General features: G+C 60.6%; 16 protein-coding genes. 10 read left to right on the forward strand and 6 right to left on the reverse strand.

Translation table 11 applies throughout. The features are described from left to right. Positions 1–348: 348 nt before the first annotated feature. The 5 genes from IEW18_RS07235 to IEW18_RS07255 all read left to right on the forward strand — a co-directional run bounded on the left by IEW18_RS07235 (position 349) and on the right by IEW18_RS07255 (position 6,205). Positions 349–1,179, forward strand: a complete 831-nt coding sequence (locus tag IEW18_RS07235) for a prephenate dehydratase (RefSeq protein ID WP_188557164.1) — start codon at positions 349–351, stop codon at positions 1,177–1,179. 145 nt (positions 1,180–1,324) lie between these two features. Further along, positions 1,325–2,512, forward strand: a complete 1,188-nt coding sequence (locus IEW18_RS07240) for a pyridoxal phosphate-dependent aminotransferase (protein ID WP_188557165.1) — start codon at positions 1,325–1,327, stop codon at positions 2,510–2,512. 84 nt (positions 2,513–2,596) lie between these two features. Next, a complete protein-coding gene (locus IEW18_RS07245; protein WP_188557166.1) occupies positions 2,597–3,442 on the forward strand; it encodes a prephenate dehydrogenase in 846 nt (281 codons plus the stop codon). Positions 3,443–3,698: 256 nt separating this feature from the next. After that, on the forward strand, positions 3,699–4,805 hold the full coding sequence (locus IEW18_RS07250) for a chorismate mutase (RefSeq protein ID WP_188557167.1): 1,107 nt from the start codon (positions 3,699–3,701) through the stop codon (positions 4,803–4,805). Positions 4,806–5,131: 326 nt separating this feature from the next. Further along, a complete protein-coding gene (locus IEW18_RS07255) occupies positions 5,132–6,205 on the forward strand; it encodes a proline iminopeptidase-family hydrolase (protein WP_188557168.1) in 1,074 nt (357 codons plus the stop codon). A gap of 272 nt (positions 6,206–6,477) precedes the next feature. On the opposite strand, the gene IEW18_RS07260 is transcribed toward IEW18_RS07255, so the two are convergent. Continuing rightward, positions 6,478–7,293, reverse strand: a complete 816-nt coding sequence (locus IEW18_RS07260; protein ID WP_188557169.1) for a tetratricopeptide repeat protein — start codon at positions 7,291–7,293, stop codon at positions 6,478–6,480. A gap of 305 nt (positions 7,294–7,598) precedes the next feature. Here IEW18_RS07260 and IEW18_RS07265 point away from each other — a divergent pair, with 305 nt between their 5' ends. Further along, on the forward strand, positions 7,599–8,969 hold the full coding sequence (locus IEW18_RS07265) for a lysophospholipid acyltransferase family protein (RefSeq protein ID WP_188557170.1): 1,371 nt from the start codon (positions 7,599–7,601) through the stop codon (positions 8,967–8,969). Positions 8,970–9,429: 460 nt separating this feature from the next. On the opposite strand, the gene IEW18_RS07270 is transcribed toward IEW18_RS07265, so the two are convergent. From IEW18_RS07270 to IEW18_RS07285, 4 genes are all read right to left on the reverse strand, one after another. After that, positions 9,430–10,086, reverse strand: coding sequence for a hypothetical protein (locus tag IEW18_RS07270; RefSeq protein WP_188557171.1), 657 nt, complete (start codon positions 10,084–10,086; stop codon positions 9,430–9,432). Next, entirely contained in the window at positions 10,086–10,913 is an 828-nt protein-coding gene (locus IEW18_RS07275; RefSeq protein ID WP_188557172.1) for a metallophosphoesterase family protein, read from the reverse strand. Before IEW18_RS07275 ends, IEW18_RS07270 begins: the two co-directional genes overlap by 1 nt. 254 nt (positions 10,914–11,167) lie before the next feature. Beyond that, positions 11,168–12,823, reverse strand: a complete 1,656-nt coding sequence (locus IEW18_RS07280; RefSeq protein WP_188557173.1) for an FAD-dependent oxidoreductase — start codon at positions 12,821–12,823, stop codon at positions 11,168–11,170. A gap of 62 nt (positions 12,824–12,885) precedes the next feature. Then, on the reverse strand, positions 12,886–14,283 hold the full coding sequence (locus IEW18_RS07285) for a sensor histidine kinase (protein WP_188557174.1): 1,398 nt from the start codon (positions 14,281–14,283) through the stop codon (positions 12,886–12,888). A 181-nt stretch (positions 14,284–14,464) separates the two neighbouring features. Here IEW18_RS07285 and radA point away from each other — a divergent pair, with 181 nt between their 5' ends. Continuing rightward, positions 14,465–15,853 (forward strand): DNA repair protein RadA, encoded by a 1,389-nt coding sequence (radA, locus tag IEW18_RS07290; protein ID WP_188557175.1) that lies wholly within the window; start codon positions 14,465–14,467, stop codon positions 15,851–15,853. A gap of 290 nt (positions 15,854–16,143) precedes the next feature. Beyond that, positions 16,144–17,598 (forward strand): TlpA family protein disulfide reductase, encoded by a 1,455-nt coding sequence (locus IEW18_RS07295; RefSeq protein ID WP_188557176.1) that lies wholly within the window; start codon positions 16,144–16,146, stop codon positions 17,596–17,598. Positions 17,599–17,682: 84 nt separating this feature from the next. Here the strand turns inward: IEW18_RS07295 and IEW18_RS07300 are convergent, their stop codons facing one another. Further along, positions 17,683–18,045 (reverse strand): hypothetical protein, encoded by a 363-nt coding sequence (locus tag IEW18_RS07300; RefSeq protein WP_188557177.1) that lies wholly within the window; start codon positions 18,043–18,045, stop codon positions 17,683–17,685. Between the two features lie 330 nt (positions 18,046–18,375). Between IEW18_RS07300 and IEW18_RS07305 the strand changes: the two genes are divergently transcribed. Together IEW18_RS07305 and IEW18_RS07310 are read left to right on the forward strand one after the other, a co-directional pair. Further along, positions 18,376–19,401 (forward strand): SPASM domain-containing protein, encoded by a 1,026-nt coding sequence (locus IEW18_RS07305; protein ID WP_188557178.1) that lies wholly within the window; start codon positions 18,376–18,378, stop codon positions 19,399–19,401. 174 nt (positions 19,402–19,575) lie between these two features. Beyond that, positions 19,576–20,253, forward strand: coding sequence for a helix-turn-helix domain-containing protein (locus IEW18_RS07310; protein ID WP_188557179.1), 678 nt, complete (start codon positions 19,576–19,578; stop codon positions 20,251–20,253). The last annotated feature ends 122 nt before the right edge of the window (positions 20,254–20,375 follow it).

Raw genomic sequence — 20,375 nt, forward strand, 5'->3', positions numbered from 1 at the left:
CGTTTCACCTTGCCTGCGTAAAGCACCTGATTCTCATGCTTCAGCACACCGGCCGCTTCTTTTTTAGCTACTATTTCTACTACGCCACCACGTAGTCGAGCGGCCCTCCTGTAGCTTTCCCCACCGAAATGTTCAGCGCCTCTCGACAACCTCGGGAGGCGCTTTTTTTACGCTTACGCTCCGACTTTTCATGCTTACCTCGGCTTTTCTTTACTGCGGCTACTATTACTTCTTTTTTACGAAGAAGCCGGGCCCGATTTGCCGAAGCTGACCGAAGCGCAGCCCCCACAGCAAACCAAGGCCCCGCACCCCGGAGGCCTTTTTTAGTACCCTTTCAGTTCCCATATCATGCTCCCAGCCATTGCCATTCAGGGTTTCGAAGGCAGTTTCCACCAGATAGCCGCCCGGCGCTACTTTAGCCCGGAGGTGGAGGTAGTGCCCTGCGCCACGTTTGGGGAGGTGGTGAACTCGGTAGTGCGGGGCACGGCCGGAGCGGCCATTATGGCCATTGAAAACTCCATTGCCGGCAGCATTCTGCCCAACTACACCCTGCTGCGGAAGTCGGGCCTGCGGGTAATGGGCGAAACTTACCTGCACATCCGGCAGCACCTGATGGCCCTGCCGGGGCAGCAAGTGGAGGATATTACGGAGGTACACTCCCACCCCATGGCCCTGCTGCAGTGCGCCGACTACCTGAGCCGCCACAAGCACTGGCGCCTGCTGGAAACCGAGGATACGGCCCTGAGCGCCCAGCGCATCCGGGAAGGTCTGCGGACCGGCGTGGCGGCCGTGGCGGGCAAACTGGCGGCGGAGCTGTTTGGGCTGGATATTCTGGAGGCCGACATTCACTCCGAAAAGAAAAACTACACCCGCTTTCTGGTGGTAGCCCGCCCCGAAAACGCCCAAGAGGTGGCCCACCCCAACAAGGCCTCGCTCTACTTCCACACCAACCACACCCAGGGCAGCCTGGCGCGGGTGCTGGTGCGCATTGCCGACCTGGGCATCAACCTGTCCAAGCTGCAGTCGTGCCCCAAGCCGGGCAGCACCTGGCACTACTATTTCCACGCCGACCTTGAATTCGACCACCCCGAGCAGCTGCAAGCCGCCCTCCAGGCCATTGCCCCGCTCACGGAAGGCCTGGAAGTGCTGGGCGTTTACCACAAAGGCAACACGCACTGACTTAGCCACACATCTTACACGAACGTCATGCTGAGCGAAGTCGAAGCATCTCGCTCGTTACTAAACAAATCGTACTCCCTGCGTCAGCACGCGAGATCCTTCGACTTCGCTCAGGATGACGTTCAGATCAAACCCAGCCTACCCCATGCACGTTTCCGTCGCCAGCCGCCTTCAGCACACCCAGGAGTACTACTTCTCGCAGAAGCTGCGCGAAATTGAGGGCCTGAACAAAGCCGGCAAGCAGATCATCAACCTGGGCATTGGCTCGCCCGACATGCCGCCCCACCCCCGCGTGGTAGCGGCCCTCACGCGGGCAGCCGAGCAGCCGAACACCCACGCCTACCAGAGCTACAAGGGCGTGCCGGCCCTGCGCCAAGCCATGGCCGGCTGGTACCAGCGGCAGTACGGCGTAGCGCTGGACCCGGAAGCGGAAATCCTACCCCTGCTCGGCTCCAAGGAAGGCATCATCCACGTGAGCATGACCTTTCTGGAAGCCGGCGACGAGGTGCTGATTCCGAACCCCGGCTACCCCGCCTACCGGGCCGCGGCCCACCTCAGCGGCGCTACCCCCATCGACTATGACTTAACCGCCGAAAGCCACTGGCTGCCCGACCTGGACGCCCTGGCCCGGCGCGACCTGAGCCGGGTGAAGCTCATGTGGGTTAACTACCCCCACATGCCCACCGGCACCGCCGCCGATGCTGCCTTCTTCACCAAGCTAGTAGCCTTTGCTACCGCCCACAACATCCTGCTAGTCCACGACAACCCCTACAGCTTTATCCTGAACACCGAGCCGCCCCAAAGCCTGCTGGCCGTGCCCGGAGCGCGGGAAGTGGTGCTGGAGCTGAACTCTCTGAGTAAGTCGCACAACATGGCGGGCTGGCGCGTGGGCCTGCTGGCCGGCCGGGCCGACTTGCTCCAGGAAGTGCTGCGCTTCAAGAGCAACCTCGACTCGGGTATGTTTCTGCCGGTGCAGCTGGCCGCCGTGGAGGCCCTGAACCTGGATGCTACCTGGTACCAGGAGCTAAACACTCATTACGCGGCCCGTCGGGAGTTGGTATTCGAGCTGCTCGATACCATTGGCTGCCGCTACAGCCGAAATCAGGTGGGTCTGTTCGTGTGGGCCGCCGTGCCGGCGAGCTATGCTGATGGCTACGCCCTCAGCGACGAGCTGCTGTACAACGCCAATGTGTTCATCACGCCGGGCGGCATCTTCGGCAGCAACGGCAACGGGTTTATTCGGGTGAGTTTGTGCCAGACCACGGCGGTACTCCACGCCGCGCTAGGCCGCATCCGGACATCCCGGGAAACGCCTGCTACCCTACCTGCCTAGTTGAAGAGCAAGGCTGGCCCTGGGAAAATTGAGCCATTGGCTTCAAACCGAAAACTCACCATCTCACTACCTCACCATTTACCAATGGTCGTCACAATAATAGGAATTGGCTTGATTGGCGGCTCCCTTGCCCTTAGCCTCAAGGAAACCGGCCTCGCCCACCACATCATCGGGGTCGACCGTAGCCTCGAAAATCAGCGCCAGGCAGTAGCCTTGGGCCTGGTGGATGAGGTGGAGAATGACCTGACCGCTGCCGTTACCCGCGCCGACCTGGTAGTGGTAGCCGTGCCCATGGACGCCATGCTCAGCGTGCTGCCCCAGGTGCTCGACGCGGCCACCGACCGCCAGGTGGTTATTGATGTGGGCTCGACTAAGGCTACCCTACTGGCGGCCGTGGACGGCCACCCCCACCGTGCCCGTTTTGTGGCCGTGCACCCCATGGCCGGCACTGAGTACTCGGGTCCGTCGGCCGCCGTGCCGGGTTTGTTCAAGGGCAAAACCCTGGTTATCTGCGACGCGGCCCGTAGCGCTGAGGATGCCGTGGCGAGGGTAGAGGCCGTGTTTGGCCGCTTGGCCATGCAGCTCGTGTACATGGATGGCACCGCTCACGACCTGCACACGGCTTACATTTCGCATATCTCCCACATCACCTCTTTTGCCCTCGCTCTCACGGTGTTAGAGAAAGAGAAGGAGGAACAGCAGATCTTTGCCCTGGCCAGCGGCGGCTTTGAGTCGACGGTGCGCCTGGCCAAAAGCTCCCCCGATATGTGGGTGCCCATCTTTCGCCAGAACCGCGTGAACGTGCTCGACGTGCTGGACGAGCACATCCACCAGCTGCAGCACCTGCGCGAGCTGATTCATCAGGAGGACTACTCGGCTGTGTATCAGCAAATAGAGCAGGCGAATTTGATTAAGAAGATTTTGAAGTAACGCCCGCCGACAACGAAGTAGAGACGCACTATTTTGCGTCCCGGCGGCAGGACGGGCGACCCAGTTGTCATTCCGACGCAGGAGGAATCTGGATCAAATCGCTGAATGAGGACCCAGATTCCTCCTGCGTCGGAATGACAACCTAAACAACCTCAGCTGGCGACGAGACGCAACATGTTGCGTCTCTACCTCGCTCCGGTGCTCCGGCAACTTGCAGCCTACCCTAACCCTCAGAAAACGAAACCTCACTATACTCATGGAACAGCTTCTCACCTCTCCCGCCGACGCGGCTCAACACCCAAAATTCCTGGCCAAGAAGCCGCTCATCATTTCCGGTCCGTGCTCGGCCGAGACGGAGGAACAGCTCATTGCCACCTGCACCCAACTGGCCGCTACCGGCAAGGTAGATATGCTGCGGGCCGGCATCTGGAAGCCGCGCACCAAGCCCGGCCTGTTCGAGGGCATTGGCACCAAGGGCCTGCCCTGGCTGCAGCGCGCCAAGCAGCTGACGGGCCTGCCGACCACCGTGGAAGTGGCTACCCCCAAACACGTAGAGGATGCCCTGGCTTTCGACGTGGATGTGCTCTGGATTGGGGCCCGCACCACTGTTAACCCCTTCTCGGTGCAGGCCGTGGCCGATGCCTTGCGGGGCGTGGACATTCCGGTGTTCATCAAGAACCCCGTGCACCCCGATTTGGAGCTGTGGATGGGCGCGGTGGAGCGCCTGGCCAAGGTAGGCAACCAGAAAATCGGGCTGATTCACCGGGGCTTCGCCAGCTACGGCAACACGGAGTTCCGCAACGCGCCCATGTGGCACTTGCCCATCGAGATGAAGCGCCGCCTGCCCGATTTGCCCATCATCTGCGACCCGAGCCACATCTGCGGCAACCGCACGGGCCTGGCCAGCGTGGCTCAGAAAAGCATCGACCTGGACTTCGACGGGCTGATGCTGGAGTCGCACATTGACCCCGACAACGCCTGGAGCGACGCCAAGCAGCAGGTAACGCCCCAGCGCCTCGCCGAGCTGCTCGACGGCCTGACCTGGCGCCACGAAACCACCGACCAGCAGGAGTTCCTGACTGTGCTTAGCAAGCTGCGCGAGCAAATCAACCAGCTTGATGATGAGATTCTGCACCTGCTGGGCCGCCGCATGCAGGTAGCCGAAAGCATCGGACAGTACAAGAAGGACAACGACATCACCATTCTGCAAACCAACCGCTGGAACGAGATTCTGGAGCGCGGCATCCAGAAGGGCAACCAGCTCGGCCTCACCCGTGACTTCATCCTCAAGTACTTCGACGCCGTGCACCTGGAGTCCATCAACCGCCAGAACCGCGTGATGAACCGCGAGAACCTGGAGTAGAAGGTGATGGGATAATGAGGTGATGAGGTGAAACCAGAACGTCATGTCGAGCTTGTCGAGACATCTCGCTCGAATCGTTGGGTTAGTATTGTAACATCAGCACGCGAGATGTCTCGACAAGCTCGACATGACGTTTTGGTTTTGCTGCTTTCCACACCTTATAGCACTTTATCCTGGCAAACCCTTGGCGCTACCAGCCGTCAAGGGTTTGCCGCGTTAGTGGGGGCAGCATATTGGTCAGGGCGGATAGCTTCGCCGTACTCGCCATGACGGCGGCAGGTTTACTTCGTTCTTGCTATCATTAAGAAACCAACTAAACCCGCCCTATGCCCATCCCTACCCTCGCCCGCGCCACCAGCCTACTGCTGGCCGCTACTCTGCTTATAACCAGCTGTCAGCAGAAACCCGATGCGGCTTCGGCCCCTGGCAGCACCGCCCCGGATGCTACCCCCTCGGCTTACCTGAGACCCTTCGAATCAGGAGTCCGCAATGGGGGCGTGAAGATGATTCCCATTAAGACGCCTAAGGGCACCTTTAACGTGTGGACGAAGCGGTTTGGGACGGGCAAGATTAAGGTGCTGCTGCTCCACGGTGGCCCGGCCATGACCCACGAATACTTCGAGTGCTTTGAAAGCTTCTTCCCGCAGGAAGGCATTGAGTTCTACGAGTACGACCAGCTCGGCTCCTACTACTCCGACCAACCCAAGGACGACGATTTGTGGCGCACCGAGCGGTTCGTGGACGAGGTTGAGCAGGTGCGGCAGGCCCTGGGCATTGATAAGTTTTACGTGCTGGGCCACTCCTGGGGCGGCATTCTGGCCCTGGAGTACGCCCTCAAGCACCAGGACCACTTGGCGGGCCTCGTCATTTCCAACATGGTAGCCAGCATTCCGCGCTACGACGCCTACAACAAAACCCTGCGGGCCCAGCTGCGCCCTACCCTGCTGGATTCGCTGGAGAAGTTCGAGGCCGTGAAGGACTACCACAACCCCACTTACGAAGGGCTGGTGTTCAAGAACTACTACTCCCGGCACCTGCTACGCCTGCCCGAAATGCCCGACCCGGTGGCCCGCTCCTTCAAGCACGTCAACCAGCACGTGTACGAGCTGATGCAGGGACCCAACGAGTTTAAAACCGCCGGCCGCCTCCTCACCTGGGACCGGTGGAACGACCTGGGCCAGATTACCGTGCCTACCCTCATGATTGGCGGTCAGTACGACACCATGAACCCCAAGGAAATGGAGGAAATGAGCCGCAAGGTGAAACAGGGCAACTACCTGCTGTGCCCCCAAGGCAGCCACATGAGCATGTGGGACGATCAGCAAACCTATTTCCGCGGCCTCATCCGCTTCCTGAAATCCGTAAACGACGGCACGTTTAAAGCCGGCACCACGCTGTAAATCAACCCCCTTGTTATTTCAACGCCGAAGGAATCTGGGTTAACTCAGCAGCTGAAATAATTCATTTAAACTCTTCAGGAAGTCGAAAGAACGTCATGCAGAGCCGGAGGCGAAGCATCTCGCGTGCTGAAGTTGTGGTAGTAAACCAACGATTCGGGCAAGATGCTCCGCCTCCGGCTCTGCATGACGGACGTTATCTGGTCTTTGGTTGCTTCTTTTAACAGAATCAATGAATTAACCCAGATTCCTCCGGCGCTGGAATGACAGGAAGATTACTGTGTTTTCGCGGCGGTGGCGGTTTTCATTCGCTCCTCAATTTGGCTGAGCAGGAAGGCGGCGTCCTCTTTGTGGGCATCGTCGGGAAATAGCTCCACGGCGCGGCGGGCGTGGTTGCGGGCTTTGTCGAATTCCTTGAGTTCCAGGTACACGAAGGCCAGGTTCAGGTGGGCCGTCGGGTAGTTTTTGCGCAGCTGAATGGAGCGCTCAAACGGGGCCAGGCTTTCCTTGAACTGCCCCAGGCGCTGGTAGGAGTAGCCCAGGGCGAAATACGAGAGGTAGTCGCCCTGGCCGTGGTCGTGGGCCTGCTGGTAGTGCTTGATGGTGCGCTGAAATACCTCATCCTCGCTGAGCTCCGGTTCGGCGCAGTCGCACTGCTGCACCGTGAAGTAGTAGTCGCCGAGGGCCCGGTCGAGCTTGTAGTTGTCGGGGTACTGCTGCTGCAGCTTTTCCAGCACCCGGCGCACCGGAAAGGAGTAGCGCACCGAGTCCTGGCCCAGCTGGCGCAGGCTGTCGGGCGAGAGGTCCAGCAGCTTTAAGTCGCGGAAGTTAAAGCGTTTCAGCTCGTCGGTAGCCGTGTAGTAGCGCAGGGCAACTTCCGTTTTTTGCAGGGCCACCGCGGGGTCAGTGTTCATCTGGTCCAGAAACTTGAGCAGCTTCCAGGCCGATTCGTAGCGCCGCTCCAGCACCAGCTGGTTTACCCGCTGCAGGGCCGTTGCCTGGGCCGCGGCTTCCGTGGCGGCCGTAGTTTGGCCCAGGCCCTCGTACGGAGCCAGCAAGCAGGACAGCAACAGCAATACAAACAAACGCATACGACGGCAACGGTAGAACGGGCCCCAAAGATGCCGGATTTTGCGAGGATGCGGCCGGTCCGGGCAGGCTAGGGCAGCAGTAACCCTACAACGCTGGCAGCCGCTGTTTTGGTACGGCCGGCGGAGCGGGCGCGGAGCCGAACCAGCCGTTGGGGCCACCCTGAAAAGTCTGATACCGGCTGGTTTTGGCTTGGCTTCTGCGCCCAGAATGCTCAGGTTGCTTTCGGGCGGGCCCAAGCCCAACAACTTCCGGCCCGCACTGGCAGTACACTTCCCAACCCACTCAAAACCGCTTTCTTGCGCCCATGCTCTTTTATACTGTGATGAAGCCCCTCGTGCAGGTGGCCCTGCGCGTGTTTTTCCGGAAACTAGAGGTGCGCCACCCCGAACGGCTTCGCATGCCGGGCCCCCTGCTCATCACCAGTAACCACCCCAATACCCTCATGGATCCACTGGTAGCGGCCGTAAACCGGCGGCAGCCCGTTGCTTTCCTGGCCAAGAGCACCTTTTTCAAAAACCCTATTTCGCGGGCCATCATGGAATCGGGCAACTCCATCCCGATTTACCGCCGCCAGGACTTGGACACCGGGGCCGAAACCCTGACGCCCGCCCAACTGGAGGCCCAGAACGAAAAGGCCTTCGGCCGCTGCTACGACTACTTTGACCGGGGCGGTACCATCATGATTTTCCCCGAAGGCACCAGCGTCTCGGAGCGGCGGCTGCGGCCCCTGAAAACCGGTGCCGCCCGCATAGCCCTGGGCGCCGAGGCCCGGCACGACTTCCGGCTGGGTCTGCACATCCTGCCGCTGGGTATCAACTACTTCGATCCGCAGCGCTTCCGCTCCGACGTGTTCATGGACCTGGCCGAGCCCATCCGGGTGGCCGACTACGCCGAGCACTACCGCCAGGACCCGGAAGGCGCCGCCGACGTGCTGACCGAGGAAATTCGCCGCCGCATGGAGTCCCGGCTAGTTATCACCCGCACCGATGAGGAAGATGAGCTGGTAACGCAGGTGGAGCGCACCTTCGGCCAGCACCTCATCCAGGATGACGAGGAAACCCTCTACGACAACTTCCAACTTAGCCAGACGCTGCTTAAAGCCGTGCGCTACTTCGAGGAGCTGGATGCCGGCCGCCTGGGCGACTTGCGCGAAAAGCTGCAGGCCTACCACCAGCAGCTGCGGGAGCTACGCCTCACCGACGACGCCCTGGAAACCCGCAACAACGAAAGCAGCCGCCTGCAACGCGCCATTTCGGCCGGGCTGCGGCTGGTGCTGGGCGCCCCGCTCTACCTCTACGGGGCAGTCAATAACTACCTGCCCTACATTATTCCGTCGGTTATTGCCCGGCGGGCCACCAAGGACGTGGAGTTCGTGGCGCCCATTATGCTGGTAACGGGCATGCTCACGTTCACGCTGTTCTACCTGATTCAGTGCGCGTTGGTGCACCATTTCACCCAGAGCTGGGGCTGGACGCTGCTGTACTTTATCAGCCTGCCGCTCTCCGGCTTCTACGCCCTCAGCTACTGGGGCAACTTAGAGGAAAGGCTCCGGCGCCTGCGGGTTCTGCGCCTGTTTCGGCAGAATCGGCCGGTTATTGAGAAACTGCTGCGCCAGCGCACCGAGCTGCTGCGCCTGCTGCGCGAAGCCCGCACTACCTACCTGGCCCAGCGGTGAGTTGGTGAAATGGTGAGTTGGTGAAATGGTGATTGAGTGAAGTAGACAGCGAATCAAAAGGTCGTCATGCAGAGCGCAGTGAAGCATCTCGCCCGTTGACGTTGCCATACTTTTCACACAGCTAGCCAAGCGAGATGCTTCGCCTTCGGCTCTGCATGACGACCTTTTTTGACTTAGAAGTTCTCACTGCCTACTCAGCCTAGTGAGCCTCACGTATAAACCCACATACACCAGACACTTAAACCGCCTGTCATTCGGAGCGCAGCGAAGGACCTTATTACGTCAGCACGAACCGTCACAACGACTCGTTCTAGCGTGATAAGGTCCTTCGCACTGCTCCGAATGACAGGCGGTTTGTTTAGAGCGGGAGGGGTAGCTGCGCCGGGCGGTTCGGTACTGCCGCACCCCAGTTGCTACCACTCGCCGCTGCAGGCACCCGCGTGAGCAACGGTGCGGGCGGCTAGAAGTCTACCTTCACGCCCAGGCTCAAGGTTAGGATGTCGGCGGGCGACAGGCCTTTGGTGTTCTGCACGTAGCTAATCAGATACAAGTCATTGGTTCCCAGCTCGTAGTAGCCGGACAGATTGCGCTTGCGGCCGGCGGCGGTGGGCGGCAGGGCGTAACTCAGCCGGCTGCCCAGCAAAGGACCGACGCGGGTATCCGTGGAAAACCAGTAGTAGCCGGGGCTGTATTGGTTGGGCTCCTCGTCGTTGATGGTACCGTGGGTGTAGCTGAAGTACACGCCCACTGAAAGCGGCTTCACGCTCCACTTCTCCCCTACCGGCAACGTCCAGGGCGAGTACAGCAGCTTGGCCGAAGCCAGCGAAAGGGTGGAGCCGGCGTACTTTTTAGGCACGTAACCCAGCAGAATGTCCAGGTCCAGCCGGTCGCGCAGGGAGTAGCCCACGCCGGCCGCCACCATGCCCAGCCCGCCGCCCGTTTGCACCACCGCGTGGCGGGGCCGGTACCAGGGCAGGCCGTCGGCGGAGCGGGCGGTGGTTTGGGTTAGGCCGGGAGCAGTACCCGTAGTGTCGGGGGAAGAAGCCCGGCCGTGGGAGCCCGCTAGCGCGGCCAGCGGCGCAGCCGCCAGGGCGGCCAGTAGTAGTCGCTGTACCATTAGAAAGTCACTTTTTTCAGCCGAAACTGCTTGTCGCCCCACACCGTCACAATCAGGTACTGCCGCTTCTCGAAGCCGTAGGAGTTGATGTAGGTAACGCCATCATTAAACGGCTCGCCAATGCTGAAATCGTGGCGGTGGCCGTTCATCTCGAAAGCTAGGCGCGGGTCGTTGCGCAGGGCCGTCACGTAGGCCTCACGCACGGCCGGGTCGAAGTCCTCATCCTGCGGTGGAATGTGGGAAATGATGACGTGGCGCCGCGTGGAGGTATCCCGCAACTCCTTGTTTACCCAGGACATGTCCGGAATCTTGCCGTCGAAGTTGTACTCGCGGCCGTTGGTGTCCGCGAGAATGAACTTGGTATCAGCGTACGTAAAGGAGTAGTTCAGGGGCCCGAAGATTTTCTCGTAGGCTTTGCGGCCGTTGCCCACGGAGTCGTGGTTGCCGATTACGGTGAGATAAGGCACTTTTAGCTTGTGCAGGTGGTCATCAACCCAGCGCATTTCGCGGCCAAAGCCGAAGTCGGAAATGTCGCCGGCCACTAGCATAAACTGAATGCCGGCCTGCTGATTTACGCTCTTGACCAGGTCCTCGGCCTCGTCGTAGAAGCGCTGGGAGTCGCCGGTAAACACAAAGCGCAGCGTGTCGCCAGCGGGCAGCGGGGTCTGGGCCAAACGAGCCAGGTTCTTGGCCGTGAGGTCCTGCTGATCGTCCGACGAGCGGTAATCGTTGGGGCTGAACTCCAGCAGCTCGCAGCCGCCGAGCAGCAGCGCGGCCGCAGCGGGCAGGAGCGTACGAATGGGAAAGTTTCGGAGAATTGAGCGCATACGCCTCGACACAAAAACGACAAAAAACCTGACTATCCGGCGGAATAGTCGTGGCGCTATATACAGCCGAAGCCCACGGTTGGTTAAGCCCGAAAAGGCGTTGTGCGCTACCTCACAGACCTTTTCAGGCCGGCCGTTTCCTATCCAAACCCCTACTACAGCGCTCAGGAGGCCAAAACAGATTCCAAAGGCGCTCGGAAGAAAAAAGCGAGTTTCCGGAAAAAAAGAGTTGTTCCCATTCCTAGAAATCAGGTCTACTCATCTAAATACTGGTGCACAAACTTGATGGCCATGCTGCCCTCACCCACGGCCGAAGCCACGCGGGCCATGGCGCCGGCCCGACTGTCGCCGGCGGCAAATACGCCGGGCACGCAGGTTTCCAGCAGGTAGGGCTCCCGCCGCGGATGCTTCCAGGAGGTAGCGTAGCGCGGGTCCGTTACCAGGTCGCGGCCCGTGAGCACGAAGCCTTTGCCGTCGCAGACGATGGTATGACACACCCACTCCGTGCTGGGCTTGGCCCCGATGAACACGAACAGGGCCCGGGCCGGGTGCCGCTCCAGCTGCCCCTGCCGCCGGATGACAACTTCCTCCAGATGGTCGGCCCCGCACACTTCCGCTACCTCCGTGAAGGGTAGCAGCTCAATGTTGGGGGTTTGTCCGATCTGCTCAATCAGGTAGGCCGACATGGACGCGGCCAGACTCTCGCCCCGAATCACGATGAACACACGGCGGGCGTAGGTGGCCAGGTACATGGCCGCCTGCCCCGCCGAGTTGCCGCCGCCCACAATGTACACGTCCTGCTCCTGGCAGGTGCGGGCCTCGGTGCGGGCGGCCCCGTAGTACACGCCGGCCCCGCTGAGCCGGTCCATGCCGGGCGCCGACAAGGTGCGGTAGCTGACGCCGGTAGTCAGCACCACGGCGCGGGTTTGTACCTTGCTACCGTCGCTCAGGGTCAGCACTTTGTAGCCATCCTGCACGCAAAGGTCCGTTACTTCCTGGGGGGCCAGAATCTCGGCTCCGAGGCGCACGGCCTGGCTCCAGGCGCGGTGGGCCAGCTCGCTACCACTCAGGCCGGTCGGGAAGCCCAGGTAGTTTTCGATGCGGGAGCTGGTGCCGGCCTGGCCGCCGGGGGCCTGGCGCTCAATTACCAGCGTTTTCAGCCCCTCAGAGGCCCCGTACACGCCCGCCGCCAGCCCGGCCGGCCCGGCCCCAATCACCACCACATCATACAGCTCCTGAGAAGCCTGCACCGTGAGGCCCACCCGCAGGGCTACTTCCGTGGCCGAGGGGTTGGCCAGGGCCGTGCCGTCTTCCAGCACCACCACCGGCAAATCACTGGGGCTGAATCCTTTCTGGGCTAGCAAGGCCTGAGCTTCGGAGTCGGTTTCAAAGTCGAGCCACTGGTAGCCAATGAGGTAGCCGGCCAGAAAGTCCTTGAGGTCGTGGGAGCGGGGCGACCATTGAAACCCGATGAGGCGCACGCCGCGGAAGGGGGGCCGGTAGGAGGCTTCCCACGCCCGGAGCAAGTCGTGCAGGGTGGGGTAAAGCAGCTGCTGGGGCGGGTCCCAGGGCTTCAGCAGGTAGTGGTCGAGGCGGGCCGAGTTGATGGCCCGGATGGCAGCTTCCGTATCGGCGTAGGCCGTGAGCAGCACGCGTTTGGCATCGGGGTAAAACTCCCGCGACTGGCTGAGCACCTCCACGCCCTCCAGGCCCGGCATGCGCTGGTCGGCCAGAATCAGGGCCAGCGGCTCCTCCCGGTCCTTGAGTTCCCGGATGGTGGCCAGGGCCTCTTCCCCGGAGCTGGCCCGCAGCACCCGGTAGTCGCGCCGGAACTCCTGGCGCAAGTCCCGGTCAATGGCACTCAGCACCTGCGGGTCATCGTCAATGCAGAGCAGAACAGGCTTTTTCATGAAGGCAAAGGACTAGAAAGGCAGGTAGATAACGTAGGGTGTAAGTCAGCTTCAAAGAAAGCCTAATGCTGTTCGGTAGGCGCCAGCACCGGCAGCCACGCCCCAAACTCGGTGTGGCCGGGCCTCGACTGCACTTCCAGGCGGCCGCCGTGCTGCTCCACGATGCGCAGGGCAATGTCGAGGCCGAGGCCGGTTCCTTCGCCGGCGGGCTTGGTAGTGAAGAAGGGCTCCATGATGCGGGGCAGCACTTCCGGCGGAATTCCAGGCCCATTATCGATGATGAACACCCGCACAAAGTCGCCCTCCTGGCGGGTACGCACCGTAATTTCGCCGCCCGGCGGCAGGGCGTCAATGGCGTTGTCAAGCAGATTGGTCCAGACTTGATTCAGGCTGCTGACCTGCCCCTTAATCAGGGGTAGCGCAGGCGCGTAGTCGCGCAGGAGCCGCACTTTTTCCTCGCGCAGGCAGTAGCTCAGCATGTTGATGGTGCTGTCGAGGCCGGCGTGCACGTCCAGGGGCGCAAAGTTGCCGCCGCGGTCCATGTGGCTGTACGTCTTCACGTTGGAAACCAGGGTAGTGATGCGCGTGCCGGCTTCCTGCACGTCCAGCACCAGCCGGCGGGTAGTGAGTTGACCTTCCAGCCAGCTTAGGGCGGCCGGGCGCGCGGCGGCGGGCAGGGCGGCCACTACCGGTTCCAGGGAAGTTCGGGTCAGGCCGGCATCCAGCAGGCCGCCGGCTTGTTGGTAGCCGTCGGGCACGCCCTGGGTTTCCAGCCACTCGGCCAGCTCGTCTTCTTCGTCGGCCCGGGTTAGGGCGGAGCCGGCGGGCGGAGTGGCCGAAACCGGGGCCGTGGCCAGGGCCGCCAGGGCCGCCAGCGCCTCGGGGGCGGGGCCGTGTCGGACAAACTCCAGCAGCAGGGCGGGCTTGGCTTGCAGCAGGTTGCTAAGGGTTTCGGCGGCCCGCATGATGGCCGCGGCGGGGTTGTTCAGCTCGTGGGCCAGGCCGGCCGAGAGTTTGCCCAGGGCGCGCAGCTTGTCGTCGCGCTCCTGGGTACGGGCTTCCAGCCGGGCCCGGTCGCTCATCAGGCCCACCAGCCGCTGCACCAGCTCGGGGCTCACGTGCTCCAGCTCCGGAAACAGGTTGCGGTGCAGCAGAAATAGGGTCGTTTCGCCGACAGCCACCCCGTGCCCGCTAATTACCCGCAGCCGGGAGTAAGGTAGCACCCCGCTGATCTGGCCCGCTTCAATGCGGAAAGCCGGCTCCCGACCCCCGTTGCGCACGGTGTAGAACTGCAGCCCGCCGGCCAGCACGCCCATCATGTACTCGGCCTCGTCCCCGGGCTTTATAATGGTTTCGTTAGGAGCATAGGTGCGCTGTTCGCCGTGGCTGGCCAGCCACGCCAGGGTAGCCGGCGGCAGATCGGCAAAGGCAACCAGGGGCGCAAGATCTTGGGGCAGCATACGGGAGCAGGAAAACAAACGAACAGGATAGCTACTGAAAGATAGGGGCGCTGGAACAGAAATGCGCGGCCACCACCAGGGCTGGTAAGTATATACCGGGGTCTATAAAAGATGTTTCTTGCCAAACTTTTTGGCTTCTAGCTGCATTCTTTAGTTTTCCCCTAGCTCTCACTTCAGTGGCATGGCCAAAGTCAAAACCCTATTTTTCTGTCAGAACTGCGGCGCCCAATCGGCTAAGTGGATTGGCCGCTGCCCCAGCTGCGGGGAGTGGAACACCTACGTAGAGGAGGTTATTGAGAAGACCGACACCAACCCGGCGGCCAACGCCTGGAAGGCCTCTACCTCGGTGGGTTCTACGACCAAAGCCGCCAAGCCTAAACCCCTGGGCGACATCATTTACGAGGAAGAATCGCGCCTGAACACCCACGATGCAGAGCTGAATCGCGTGCTGGGCGGGGGCCTGGTACCCGGTTCGCTGGTGCTGATCGGGGGCGAGCCAGGCATCGGCAAAAGCACCCTGATGCTCCAGATTGCCATGCAGTTGCGCAACCTGCGCATCCTCTACGTGTCGGGCGAGGAGAGCGAGCAGCAGATCAAGATGCGGGCCGAGCGCCTCGGCCAGCAGCACCCGGGCCTCTACATCCTCACCGAAACCAACACCCAGAACATCTTCCGCCAGATCGACCAGCTCCAGCCCAACGTGGTGGTAGTCGATTCCATCCAGACCCTGCACAGCACCATTGTGGAGGCGGGCCCCGGCTCGGTCAGCCAGGTGCGCGAGTGCACCACGGAGCTGTTGAAGTACGCTAAAGACACCGGCGTGCCCGTGCTGCTCATCGGCCACATTACCAAGGACGGCTCCATTGCCGGCCCCAAAATTCTGGAGCACATGGTTGATACCGTGCTGCAGTTCGAGGGCGACCGGCACCTGACCTACCGCATCCTGCGCACCATCAAAAACCGCTTCGGTTCCACGGCCGAGCTGGGCATTTACGAGATGCAGGGCGCCGGGCTGCGGCAGGTAAGCAACCCCTCCGAGATTCTGCTGAGTCAGCGCACGGAGCAGCTCAGCGGCATTGCCATCGGGGCTACGTTGGAGGGCAACCGCCCCCTGCTGGTAGAGGTGCAGGCCCTGGTGACTCCCGCTACCTACGGCACGCCCCAGCGCTCCTCCACGGGCTTCGACAGCAAGCGGTTACAGATGCTGCTGGCGGTACTGGAGAAGCGTAGCGGCCTGCGCCTGGGCCAGCACGACGTGTTCCTGAACATTGCCGGCGGTTTACGCCTCGAAGACCCCGCATTGGACTTAGCCGTGTGCGCGGCCGTGGTCAGTTCCCTGAATGATGTGCCCATTCGCAACGAAATTTGCCTGGCGGCGGAGGTAGGCCTGAGCGGCGAGATTCGGGCCGTGAGCCGGTTGGATCAGCGCCTGAGTGAATCGGAAAAACTGGGCTTCGCCGAAATGTACATTTCGCAGTTCAACGCCAAGGGCCTGGACCTGGCCCGCTATGGTATTCGGGTGCACCCGGCGGGCAGGCTGGATGAGGTGCTTACGGGCCTTTTCGGCTAGCTACTGCTCTGCCACCAGAACCCTGCTCCCTAACCTGCTCATTCTGAAGCCCGGCCACGAAAGTTGCTAAAACCATACTGCTGCGGCCGGGCTTCCCGGAGTGTGCAAAACTTTGGGGTTGGGTAGGCGGTTACGAAAAAAGTAACCGAGCGGATTGGACTTTCTCAACCTTTCCGCCGTATCTTCGGTATAGAAATTGACTTTTACCGCGAAATACCTGACACGGGAACCTGAAATCGGCTTCCGTGTTGAGCGTTTTTAGCAGTCTGTTCCTGATGTAGCCTCCTCCGATGCCCAATAGATCTACTTTCGCCGCCGCCCTGCTGTGGGCAGCCGTGCTGGCCACCCCCCTGCTAGGCCGGGCCCAAGGCACCGTGGTTCTGACCGGTAAGGTCAGCGGACGTACGGCCGACACGGTGGCCGTGTCGGTGCGCGAGAACCCGCTCGACGTGAAAGAGCAGATTACCTATGCGCGGCTCGATGACAAGGGCGAGTTCCGGCTGGCCCTGACGGTGAACGGTCCAACCCGCGCCGACCTCGTGTACGGCGACGATGTAACGGACCTGTTCCTGGAGCCCGGCAACCAGCTGGAAGTGCGCTTCAAAGGTTCGGATTTGGCCAGCACCGTGCGCTACAAGGGCCGGGGCGCGGAAGCCAATACCTTCCTGTCGGAGATGGACGAGAAGTTTGTGGAAAATGATGGTTTTCAGGTACTTCCCGACAACATCATGCTTTACGAACCTGGCTTCCTGTCCTTTCTGGACTACCGCCGCAAGGAGGAGCAAAAGTTTGTGGAAGGCGGAACAGAGGGCTTGAGCCCGGCTTTTAAGGAGTACCTCAAGGCCGAAATTGCCTACAGCTACGCCAATGACCGTCTGACCTTTCAGGACTTACGCGAGCAGGTGGTGGCTACCGAAAGTCGGCTGAAGATGTCGCCTACGTACTACGATTTTCTCAACGATAAGGCGCTGATTAACAATCCAGCGGCCGCGCAGAGCGAGCAGTACCAGGAGTTTCTGCTGAACTACGTGCATTACTTGGCTACCAGCAACGGCAAGCTCCGCTCCGACCCTGATTTCTACCAAGTGTGCTACGATTTGGCCAAGAAGCAGCTTGACGGGCCCGTTAAGCCCATCATCATGGGGCGGGTATTGAAGGAGTCCTTCCGTTTTGGGCACGTGAAACAGTCGGCAGCTATGCTGGAGGATTTCCGCTCCGTCGACGCTAAAAACCAGTACTACCCCTTGCTGCGCCAGGATTTCGATACGCATAAGGCCTTTGCCATTGGAGCCCCGGCCCCCGACTTCCGTCTGATTTCGGCTAAAGGCGACACGGTAAGCTTGAAGCAGTTTGCCGGTAAGCTGGTATACCTCAACTTTTGGCGCACTACCAGCGGCCTAGCCCTGCGCGACTTACCCTACGCGGCAGAGTTGGCTAAGAAGTTTGAAGGCAAGAACATCGTGTTCCTGAACGTAGCACTAGACGAAAACGAGGGAGCCTGGAAGCAGTTGGTAGTCAGCAAGAAGCTGCCGGGGGTACATGTGCGTACGACGGGCGGGCTGCGCTCGGCCATTGCCCGCGCCTACGCCGTGCAGGACGTGCCCAGCTACTTCCTGCTGGCCGAGGATGGTACCTTCCTCAACACCAAGCCCAAGCGCCTGAGCAGCCGCGCCGCCGTGGACGAAATCAAGGAGTCTTTCGGCAAGGCCAATACCTACAGCAGCACGCTACCGGCGGGCAAGTAAGTACCAATCTTGTAGCCAGCATACAGCAGGGCCGCCCTAATCTCATTCGGGCGGCTCTGCTGTATTACGTACGGTTACCACTAGTTAAGCAGTCCGGAAGCCCGTAGCCTGCTTGATTGTGCGCTCATTGCCAGTAGCGGGGTCGGCGTAGCTGTGCTCTCCTACTTCCACCGACACCTTTTTACCTAGTAGCTGCTTGGTGTCCAAATCCTTGCCTGCCTCGGGCTGGATGCCTACTGCGGAATACAGCGAAAGGAGAATGGGCATGGCATTGGGCGAGGTATAAAAACGCTGGGTGATGAAACCTTCCTCGTTTTCCATTCGCGCTGCAAAGAAGGGCACGTTCTGGTGCTCACTGGTGCCTTCCTGGATGTCGGTGATTTCAACCGTATGGCGGCCGTCGGGGAGGAAGCCTTTTTCCTGTCCTGCTTCAACTGGTATTTTCATGGCGAGTAGCAAAGTGATGATGCACCTTTAACGCAGGCCAATATTTTTAGGTTGTGCAACTAATTGTATTAGCAATATTCGATATTCAACCAAGCTAGCCCGACCTACCACTGAACCCGCATCCTCTGGTTTATCAGCTAGTTACTCTAGGGCATCGGCCCTAAAACTAGCCTGCACTGAGATGACATCGGCGCGAGGCTCAGGGGTACGGCGCTAACCTGGTGATGGGGCGATGGTCCACTTATTTTCGCTGCCGACAGTCAGATTTAAACCTTAGTTGTTCTGTCTCTGCTTCCGGCTCAGCCCGGAGGCTGTACCTTTACTTCTCGCATGGCTTCCCTACTCACCGACGGACTCAACTTCTTTTCCAAAGCTACCCCCGGCCGCGTCTGGAACGGGGCGCAGGTGGTAGGAGGCTATATCTTGAGCAAGCTTACGGGCAAGGCCCGGCACTGGGGGCTGCCGGTGGCCCTGAGCTTTGAGCCGACAACCAGCTGCAACCTGCGCTGCCCGGAATGCCCCAGCGGCCTGCGCTCCTTCACGCGGCCCACCGGCATGCTCCCCGACGAGCTGTTTCGCAAAACCATTGATGAGGTAGCCTCCCGGCTCTGGTACCTGATTTTCTACTTCCAGGGCGAGCCGTACCTGCATCCTAACTTCCTGGACCTGGTGCAATATGCCTCGGGCAAGGGCATTTACACCGCTACCAGCACCAACGCCCACTACCTCAACGACACCAACGCCCGCCGCACGGTAGAATCGGGGCTGGACCGGCTGATTATCTCCCTCGACGGCACCACCCAGGACGTGTACCAGCAGTACCGCGTGGGCGGCAAGCTGGATAAAGTGCTGGAAGGCACCAAGAACCTGATTAAGTGGCGGCGGGAGTTGAAGTCGCAGACGCCGCGGGTGGTATTCCAGTTTCTGGTGGTGCGCCCCAATGAGCACCAGATTGAGGAGGCCAAACAGCTGGCCCGGGAGTTGGGGGTAGATGATGTGTGGTTTAAAACTGCCCAGATCTACGACTACCACCACGGCTCCCCCCTGATTCCGACCATCGACTACTACTCGCGCTACGAGAACAACACCGCCGATGGCACCTGGAGCATCAAGAACAAGCTCGTCAACCATTGCTGGAAGATGTGGCATAGCTGCGTCATCACCTGGGATGGACTGGTAGTGCCCTGCTGCTTCGACAAAGATGCCGAGTACCGCCTCGGCGACCTGAAAAACCAGACCTTCCGCCAGCTCTGGCACGGCCCCAAGTACCAACGCTTCCGCGCCTCCCTGCTCAAAGGCCGCGACCAGATTGAGATGTGCCGCAACTGCACCGAAGGCACCAAGGTGTGGGGGTAAAAGGAGGATAAGAGGGCCGAAGGGTATGAGTTTAGCTAGGGTGATTACCTACTTCTACCAAGACCGTCATTCCGAGCTTGTCGAGGAATGACGATTCTGTCTTACTATCCGCATTCCCTGGATAGCTGTAGAAGCCTATCTTGCTGACAGCTTTTGCCCTTCTACCTTGTTCCTATGTTCTCGGCTACCCGCATTGCTACTATCCGGAAAAGTAAAGGCCTTTCGCAGGAAGTGCTGGCCGAACAGTCGGGGGTGAGTTTGCGCACGATTCAGCGGGTAGAGCAGGGCGACACCGTGCCGCGCGGCTACACGCTGCAAGCCCTGGCCACGGCCTTGGAGGTGCCGCTGGATGCCTTCCGGAAGGAGCCCGCGGAACTGGTTCTAGCCCCCGACACCACGACGCCTAACGCCGCGCTACATCTGCCCACGGAGGCTGCCGCTCCGCCAGTGCTTGTAGCTCAACCAGCGGCAAGTGTCAGCCGAAAGTTGCGGTCCGACCCCGACTTTCTACAGCTGTTAAACCTAAGTGCCCTGAGTTTTTTGGTGGTGCCGCTCCTGAATCTGGTAGTGCCCTGGTGGCTTTGGCGGACCCGGCGCCACTCGGTTGAGCATGTGGCCACAGTAGGGCGGCAAGTACTAGGCTTTCAGATTTTATGGCAGGTCGGCAGTTTCTTCGCCTTCCTGCTGGTGCTGGTAGTGCACCTGACTGTAGCTCCTCACTACCGGCCGGTGCTACCCGGCGTGTACGTGGCTATGGTAGCCATTACCTACGGCCTGAACGTGCTGATTATTGGCTACAACAGCTGGCAGCTACGCCAGGGCCACCTGGATTTGTACCGGATTCGGCTATAAAGCAACCATCATATACATTTGATTTATAGCAATTTGCAACAAATGGCGGGTAAATGACGGGTAGATGACGCACGGGCCCGGGAGGGAAAGCAGGCACCTTTGGCCCATCAACTCACCTCCAC

This window comes from Hymenobacter glacieicola (assembly GCF_014640315.1).
GTDB classification, from domain to species: domain Bacteria; phylum Bacteroidota; class Bacteroidia; order Cytophagales; family Hymenobacteraceae; genus Hymenobacter; species Hymenobacter glacieicola.

Excerpts from the sequence above, each read along its gene's own strand:
- IEW18_RS07305 (WP_188557178.1), top strand. The coding sequence starts at position 18,376 with ATGGCTTCCCTACTCACCGACGGACTCAACTTCTTTTCCAAAGCTACC.
- IEW18_RS07240 (WP_188557165.1), top strand. The coding sequence starts at position 1,325 with ATGCACGTTTCCGTCGCCAGCCGCCTTCAGCACACCCAGGAGTACTAC.
- radA (WP_188557175.1), top strand. The coding sequence starts at position 14,465 with ATGGCCAAAGTCAAAACCCTATTTTTCTGTCAGAACTGCGGCGCCCAA.
- IEW18_RS07260 (WP_188557169.1), bottom strand. The coding sequence starts at position 7,293 with ATGCGTTTGTTTGTATTGCTGTTGCTGTCCTGCTTGCTGGCTCCGTAC.
- IEW18_RS07280 (WP_188557173.1), bottom strand. The coding sequence starts at position 12,823 with ATGAAAAAGCCTGTTCTGCTCTGCATTGACGATGACCCGCAGGTGCTG.
- IEW18_RS07250 (WP_188557167.1), top strand. The coding sequence starts at position 3,699 with ATGGAACAGCTTCTCACCTCTCCCGCCGACGCGGCTCAACACCCAAAA.
- IEW18_RS07275 (WP_188557172.1), bottom strand. The coding sequence starts at position 10,913 with ATGCGCTCAATTCTCCGAAACTTTCCCATTCGTACGCTCCTGCCCGCT.
- IEW18_RS07255 (WP_188557168.1), top strand. The coding sequence starts at position 5,132 with ATGCCCATCCCTACCCTCGCCCGCGCCACCAGCCTACTGCTGGCCGCT.
- IEW18_RS07295 (WP_188557176.1), top strand. The coding sequence starts at position 16,144 with ATGCCCAATAGATCTACTTTCGCCGCCGCCCTGCTGTGGGCAGCCGTG.
- IEW18_RS07245 (WP_188557166.1), top strand. The coding sequence starts at position 2,597 with ATGGTCGTCACAATAATAGGAATTGGCTTGATTGGCGGCTCCCTTGCC.
- IEW18_RS07265 (WP_188557170.1), top strand. The coding sequence starts at position 7,599 with ATGCTCTTTTATACTGTGATGAAGCCCCTCGTGCAGGTGGCCCTGCGC.
- IEW18_RS07235 (WP_188557164.1), top strand. The coding sequence starts at position 349 with ATGCTCCCAGCCATTGCCATTCAGGGTTTCGAAGGCAGTTTCCACCAG.
- IEW18_RS07300 (WP_188557177.1), bottom strand. The coding sequence starts at position 18,045 with ATGAAAATACCAGTTGAAGCAGGACAGGAAAAAGGCTTCCTCCCCGAC.
- IEW18_RS07285 (WP_188557174.1), bottom strand. The coding sequence starts at position 14,283 with ATGCTGCCCCAAGATCTTGCGCCCCTGGTTGCCTTTGCCGATCTGCCG.
- IEW18_RS07270 (WP_188557171.1), bottom strand. The coding sequence starts at position 10,086 with ATGGTACAGCGACTACTACTGGCCGCCCTGGCGGCTGCGCCGCTGGCC.
- IEW18_RS07310 (WP_188557179.1), top strand. The coding sequence starts at position 19,576 with ATGTTCTCGGCTACCCGCATTGCTACTATCCGGAAAAGTAAAGGCCTT.